At 65.9% G+C, this 6,192-nt stretch carries 7 protein-coding genes; 4 read left to right on the forward strand and 3 right to left on the reverse strand.

Annotated elements, in window-relative coordinates; all coding sequences use genetic code 11:
* The first annotated feature begins 99 nt into the window (after nt 1–99).
* Nucleotides 100–1,344, forward strand: coding sequence for a glycosyltransferase (locus EN738_RS29195; protein WP_127286675.1), 1,245 nt, complete (start codon nt 100–102; stop codon nt 1,342–1,344).
* A 2-nt stretch (nt 1,345–1,346) separates the two neighbouring features.
* On the opposite strand, the gene EN738_RS29200 is transcribed toward EN738_RS29195, so the two are convergent.
* On the reverse strand, nt 1,347–2,102 hold the full coding sequence (locus tag EN738_RS29200) for a DUF4239 domain-containing protein (RefSeq protein ID WP_127286676.1): 756 nt from the start codon (nt 2,100–2,102) through the stop codon (nt 1,347–1,349).
* A gap of 278 nt (nt 2,103–2,380) precedes the next feature.
* Here EN738_RS29200 and EN738_RS29205 point away from each other — a divergent pair, with 278 nt between their 5' ends.
* Both EN738_RS29205 and EN738_RS29210 read left to right on the forward strand, forming a co-directional pair.
* Entirely contained in the window at nt 2,381–3,166 is a 786-nt protein-coding gene (locus tag EN738_RS29205) for a ThuA domain-containing protein (protein WP_127286677.1), read from the forward strand.
* A gap of 169 nt (nt 3,167–3,335) precedes the next feature.
* On the forward strand, nt 3,336–4,394 hold the full coding sequence (locus EN738_RS29210; protein ID WP_127286678.1) for a Gfo/Idh/MocA family oxidoreductase: 1,059 nt from the start codon (nt 3,336–3,338) through the stop codon (nt 4,392–4,394).
* A gap of 50 nt (nt 4,395–4,444) precedes the next feature.
* On the opposite strand, the gene EN738_RS29215 is transcribed toward EN738_RS29210, so the two are convergent.
* A complete protein-coding gene (locus EN738_RS29215; RefSeq protein ID WP_127286679.1) occupies nt 4,445–4,915 on the reverse strand; it encodes a nucleoside deaminase in 471 nt (156 codons plus the stop codon).
* A 121-nt stretch (nt 4,916–5,036) separates the two neighbouring features.
* On the opposite strand from EN738_RS29215, the gene EN738_RS29220 reads away from it, so the two are divergent.
* The gene (locus EN738_RS29220) at nt 5,037–5,543 is read left to right on the forward strand and encodes a GFA family protein (protein ID WP_245494804.1); all 507 of its coding nucleotides are present in this window, start codon (nt 5,037–5,039) and stop codon (nt 5,541–5,543) included.
* Nucleotides 5,544–5,568: 25 nt separating this feature from the next.
* Here EN738_RS29220 and EN738_RS29225 read toward each other — a convergent pair.
* Nucleotides 5,569–6,192: 3-keto-5-aminohexanoate cleavage protein (locus EN738_RS29225; RefSeq protein WP_127286680.1), on the reverse strand; the 624-nt coding region annotated here is incomplete at its 5' end.

Raw genomic sequence — 6,192 nt, forward strand, 5'->3', positions numbered from 1 at the left:
TCCCAGAAAGCATATATGGCGCAGCCCGGGCTTGCGGCAAGCCCCCGGCAATGCCGTATGTACGCTGCCCTTGACCTCAGTTTAGGAAAGGGAGTTTGCATGCGGATTTTACTGTCGACCTATGGCTCGCGTGGCGATGTCGAACCGGTGGTGGCGCTCGGCGCGCGGCTGCAGGACGTCGGCGCCGAGGTGCGGGTAAGTGCCCCCGGCGATGAGGAGTTCGCCGCTCTGTGTGCCCGCGCCGGCGTCCCACTGGCGCCGGCCTTTTCGCCGGTGCGCGAATGGGCCAAGGAGATGATCCGGCGCAGGAGATCGGCATCGCCCGAGGGCGTGGCAGCGCTCGTCTCCGGGCAGGCGGCCGAGATCGTCGCCAGGCAGTATGATGCGCTGGCGGCAGCCGCAGAAGGCTGCGACGCGGTGGTGGCTTTCGGCCTGTTTCCGTCCTGCGCCGCCGCGCGGTTGGTCGCGGAGCAGCGGGGCATGCGCTACATGCTTGGCACGTTCTGCCCCATCTGGCTGCCTTCGGCGCACAACCGGCCGCATGAATATCCGGGCCATCCTCTTCCAGCCGGGGTAACCGACAATCGGCTGCTGTGGCAGACGGACATCCTGACCAAGAACGCACTGTTCGGCGGTGCGATCAACAGCCACCGCGCCTCGCTTGGATTGCCGCCGGTGGCGAATGTCCGCGACTATGTCTACGGCGATCCCGTCCTGCTCGCCTGCGACGCGACGTTGGGGCCGTGGCAGCCGTCGGACCTGATCGACGCCGTCCAGACCGGCGCCTTGATCCTGCCGGACGAACGGCCGCTGCCCGACGGGCTGGAGGCGTTCCTCGAAGCCGGCTCTCCGCCGGTCTATGTCGGCTTTGGCTCCATAGCGGTCGCCAGCGAATCTGCCCGCGCGGCCATCGAGGCGGTCCGGGCTCACGGTCGCCGTACTGTGCTCGCGCAAGGCTGGGCCGAGCTCGGCCTGATCGACGACCGCGACGACTGCTTCGCCGTTGGCGACGTCAACCAGCAGGCACTGTTTGGCCGGATGGCCGCCGTCATTCATCACGGCGGCGCCGGCACGACCGTCGCCGCTGCCCGGGCAGGAGCGCCTCAGCTCGTGGTGCCGCAGATCGGCGACCAGCCCTATTGGGCTCGGCGGGTGGCCGAACTTGGCATAGGGGCGGCGCATGACGGCCCTATACCGACCACGGCGACATTGTCGGCAGCCCTTGCGACGGCGCTCGCGCCGGAAACCCGCGCCCGGGCGGTCGTGCTCGCCGGCTCGATCCGCGGCGACGGAGCGGCGGTGGCCGCCAGGCTGCTCGCTGACCTAGGCCGGGGCGGGAGCTGACCTCATTGCTTCAGCTCCCCCAGCGCCCTTTCGAGCGGCGCTGGCGAGATCTGGATCGGGCCGGAGAAGGGTATGTCCATGTCCATGATCAGATAGAGCGCGGCGGCGACCAGGGCCGCCGACACGACGAAGGTGGCGACGACCGTTGCGTTGCATGGCGCCCTGAAGCCGAAGCTGGCGAAGATCAGCATCAGCCAGGCGACAAGAAGCGCGATCAGCGCTCCAGGGATCGCGCCTTCCGACTGTTCGGCCAGCACCCAGCGCAATTCGATCACCTTCTGCAGCTGCTGGCGGGCATCCCGCAGCATGTCTGCATGCTTGTCGTCGGGCGGCGTCAGCACGCTCAGCTGGTCGCCGACATTGTTGAGCAGCAGCTCAGACAGCCGGTTGGCGACGATCGGCGATTGCTGGCTTGGCGAGGTGGCGTCAACCACGCGCTGCACATAGGCGATCAGCGGCTGGCGCGCGGCTTGCGTCTCGGGGCCGTATTGCCGCAGCGACCGGTCGAGCAGGATCAGCTCGGTTGCATAGGCGTGCAGATTGTGGTCGATGGCTTCGAATGTGTTCTTGGCCGAGTTGATCATCAGGCCGAGCACCAGCGAGGTCATCACAACGAACAGGTTGGCGGCGAGCCGCACGATCGCGCTGGTATCGTCCTGGCGGTGATGCGGCGGAAAGCGACCATGGATCAGCAGGCTGGTGAGCGACGCTCCGGCCAGGCAGACAAAGATCGCGACCCCAAGCAACGCTTCGCGCATGGCCGATATTGTAACCGAGACGCGGCGTTTGCCAAAGGGTTGCCGGGTCGGGTTGATTCACAGGAGGAGGAGGGGCGCCTATTGTGCTGGTTTGGAAGGGTTTTCGAGGCCGGAACTTTACGCTGGAGGGGCGGCAAGGCTCGCCTCGGTTCTCGTTCCGCGCAGTGCCTCCTCGCGCCCTTGGGACAGAACATCACCATCGAAAACGTTTCCATTCGCGCCTGGGCGGACTATGTATGACCGGGGCGGGTCGGTTCCGGTTTCACCACGAGGATGTCATGACAATACGCGCTGTCGTCTGGGGCGAGAATATCCATGAGCGCACCAATGAGGTGGTCGCGTCGATCTATCCCGAGGGGATGCACACCACAATCGCCAACGCGCTGAAGGCCGACCCCGGCATACAGGCTTCGACCGCGACGCTGGAGCAGCCCGAGCACGGTTTGCCCGAAACGCGGCTGGCCGAGACCGACGTGCTGGTCTGGTGGGGCCACAAGGACCATGGCGCCGTCGCCGACGAAGTGGTCGAGCGCGTGGCGCGCCGCGTCTTCGAGGGCATGGGGCTCATCGTCCTCCACTCCGGCCATTTCTCGAAGATCTTCAAGCGGCTGATGGGCACGCCCTGCACGCTGAAATGGCGTGAGGCCGGCGAGCGCGAGCGGCTCTGGGTGACGAGCCCCAGCCACCCGATCGCCGAAGGCGTCGGCGAATTCTTCGAACTGGAGAACGAGGAGATGTATGGCGAGCAGTTCGCCGTGCCGGAGCCGCTGGAGACAGTTTTCATCTCCTGGTTCCAGGGCGGCGAGGTGTTCCGTTCCGGGCTCACCTACCGGCGCGGCGCCGGCAGCATCTTCTACTTCAGGCCGGGCCACGAGACCTATCCGACCTATCACGACGCCACCGTTCACAAGGTGCTGCGCAATGCGGTGAAGTGGGCGCATAACCCGCAAGGGGCAAAGCCCGCCATACTCGACGCGCCGAATGTGCCGGTCGACAAGGCGCTTGAGCCGATCGTCGAGCGCGGCGGCAAGTTGCACGCGGCGGGCGAAGCCGGCTTCCGCTAAAGCAATTCCAGGAAACGTGCGCAGCGGTTTTCCGTCCGGAATTGCGCGCGCAACAGAAAGCGTTCCGGAAAAGGCAGCGTTTTTTCCTTCTGGGATTGCGTAAGAATCGCGCTTAGACCACAGTCGCCCATATTATTGAATCGAACCAATCCGCTCGGAGGAGCAAAAAATGCGGCTTTTGATACTCGGTACCGGCTGGATGGCGCAGGAACATGCCCGCCGTTTCAGCGCCATCGATGGCGTCGACATCGTCGGCGCCGTCGATGTCGATCCGGCCCGGGTCGGCGAATTCGCCGACAGCTTCAAGATCCCCAACCGCTTTACTTCGCTGGAGGAGGCGCTGAAATGGGGCGAATTCGATGCCGTCGCCAATGTCACCCCGGACCGCATCCACCACCCGACCACCATGGCGCTGATCGCCGCCGGCAAGCCGGTGCTGTGCGAGAAGCCGCTGGCCGAGAACTTCGGCAAGGCAAGCGAGATGGCGGATGCGGCTGAAGCCGCCGGCATCGTCAACATGGTGAACCTCACCTACCGCAATGTCGCCCCCTTGCAGAAGGCGCGCGCCATGGTGCAGGCCGGCGAGATCGGCACGGTGCGCCATGTCGAGGCGTCCTACCTGCAGAGCTGGCTGGTGTCGAAATTCTGGGGCGACTGGCGCACCGATCCGAAATGGCTGTGGCGCCTGTCGCGCGGCCACGGCTCGAACGGCGTGCTGGGCGATGTCGGCATCCACATCCTCGATTTCGCCAGCTATGGCGCGGCGCTCGACATCGACCATGTCTTCTGCCGCCTGCGCGCATTCGACAAGGCGCCGAGCAATCGCATCGGCGAATACGGGCTCGACGCCAATGACAGCTTCGCTATGACGCTCGATTTCTCCAACGGCGCCTTCGGCGTGGTGCATGCCAGCCGCTGGGCGAGCGGGCATCTGAACGAGCTGAGGCTGCGCATCTACGGCGACAAGGGCGGCATCGAGGTGGTGCACAATCTCGACGGCTCGCTGCTCAAGGCCTGCGTTGGCGACAATGTCGAGAACGCCAGGTGGGAGGTGCTCGACGCCGGCACGGTGCCGACCAATTACCAGCGCTTCGTCGATGCGGTGAAGAGCGGCGTCCAGCCCGAGCCGTCCTTCCGCCACGCCGCCGAATTGCAGAAGGTGCTGGATCTCTCGGTGGTATCGGACGAGAAGCGCGCCGAACTGAGAGCGCACGCGGACACGCAGTGAGGGTCGAGCTGCCGATCTCCGCCGGGAGCAAAGTCGTCGCAGGACCGGGGTCAGCGCTTCCAGAAATCGCGGTGCGGCGCGATCAGTTCGTCGGCGATTTCGGGGAAGGGGCCAAAGACCTCGATCTTCTTCTGGCCGGAATCGAGCACGGTGCGCGAAGAAAGGCTCATCGTCGGGTTCTCCGCGTGATCCCCGGTGAGCGCCAGGAGCTCGCTCTCCTCGAAGCCGTAGACCAGCCGGCCGATGTTCGCCCAATAGAGCGTGCCCGTGCACATCGCGCAGGGTTCGCCGGTTGAGACCAGCGTGCATTGCCAGAGGAACTCGGGCTCGTAGGCCTCGGCAGCGCGGCGGGCGAGCTCGGTCTCGGCATGGCGCACCGTGTTGAGATTGCCCTGCCGCATCAGCACGCGATCATCGGGCCCCACGAGCACGCAGCCGAACGGATGATGCCCATGCGCCGCCGCCTCGCGCGCGACGGCGTCGGCGGATCGCAGATGGGCAAACATTTGATCGCGGGTCATGGCAATACCCCATCATGCCGACATCCAGCCGAGGAGCGGCTGTTGCGCCGAGATTGCTGCCGAAGGATATGATTAGCAAGGGCTAATTGTCGCCAGGCAGGCCTGACAAGGGCCGCGCTCCGTGGCAGGCGAGGCGCAAGCGTCCTTCCGCCGCGCCGCCGAACTTAATAAGGTGCCGACCTGCGCTGTCCCGGACAAGGCAGGGGCGGAGCTGAAAGGAGCGGTCATGATCACCCGTCGCGCGGAATGCTCCTGCGGCCAGCTTTCAGCCGTCTGCTCGGGCGAGATCGTTCGCATTTCCGTTTGCCACTGCCTGGACTGCAAACGGCGCACCGGCAGCGCCTTCAGCTACAATGTCCGCTTCAAGGAAGGTGACGTATCGATCCAGGGAAGGGCTGCGGATTTCACCCGCATCGGCGAGGAGGGCGGCCGCGTCAGCTACAGCTTCTGCCCTGATTGCGGCACCACCGTCCATTACCGGATCGACACCCAGCCCGGCGTGATCGCGATCCCGGTGGGCGCCTTCGCCGATCCGTCCTTCCCGCCGCCGTTCCAGTCCTTCTATCACGACAGCCGGCGCTGTGAGTGGGTGGAGATTAGCGCCGAGCCTCTGGCGAAAATCGGCTGACTTCTGGCGAGCGTTCTTCGCGCCGCTATCGCCCTGCCCGATAAATCGTCGCCGCCGCCGCCACCAGCGCCGCATTGCCGGCCGCAATGCTGCCGTCCGGCAATTCCTTCCCATCCTCCAGCCCGACACGGGTCGAAAGCTTCCGTCCCGCCGCCCGCTCGACGAACGGCCACACCGTCGCATTCTCGCCATGCAGCAGGATCGAGCGCCGGATGCCGGCGCGCTCCAGCACCTTTTCGATGTCGTCGGCGACGGCGAAGGCTTCGTCCAGCGTCTGCTCGGAAATCTCGATCAGCACGCGCAGCACCCGTCCGCCATGGTCGAGGCTGATCAGCCGCTCGGCATCGGCGATGGAGGCAAGCCCGGCCTCGATGCCGATGCCGCGCTGGCGCAGGCTTTCCATCACGACGGGTGCCGCCGTCTCGCTGAGATTGACCGAGGCATAGTCCGGCAGCTCATGCCAACCGGCGATGGCGACCAGCGTGCGCAGGTCGTCCTTCTCGATCCAGGCGCCGGTGGAAACGCCGATCAGCATGCCCGGACAGGCGCGGCGCAGCGCCAGCACGGTGCGGTCCATTGCTGCCGGCGCGAGGCTCTCCAGTCGGTCGGCGCCGCGCGCATGGACATGCAGTTCGGCAGCACCCGCCGC

This window comes from Mesorhizobium sp. M4B.F.Ca.ET.017.02.2.1 (assembly GCF_003998955.1).
Classification (GTDB): domain Bacteria; phylum Pseudomonadota; class Alphaproteobacteria; order Rhizobiales; family Rhizobiaceae; genus Mesorhizobium; species Mesorhizobium abyssinicae.

What these genes read in the sequence shown, in the direction of transcription:
- EN738_RS29195 (WP_127286675.1), top strand. Translation starts at nt 100, where the DNA reads ATGCGGATTTTACTGTCGACCTATGGCTCGCGTGGCGATGTCGAACCG.
- EN738_RS29215 (WP_127286679.1), bottom strand. Translation starts at nt 4,915, where the DNA reads ATGACCCGCGATCAAATGTTTGCCCATCTGCGATCCGCCGACGCCGTC.
- EN738_RS29205 (WP_127286677.1), top strand. Translation starts at nt 2,381, where the DNA reads ATGACAATACGCGCTGTCGTCTGGGGCGAGAATATCCATGAGCGCACC.
- EN738_RS29210 (WP_127286678.1), top strand. Translation starts at nt 3,336, where the DNA reads ATGCGGCTTTTGATACTCGGTACCGGCTGGATGGCGCAGGAACATGCC.
- EN738_RS29200 (WP_127286676.1), bottom strand. Translation starts at nt 2,102, where the DNA reads ATGCGCGAAGCGTTGCTTGGGGTCGCGATCTTTGTCTGCCTGGCCGGA.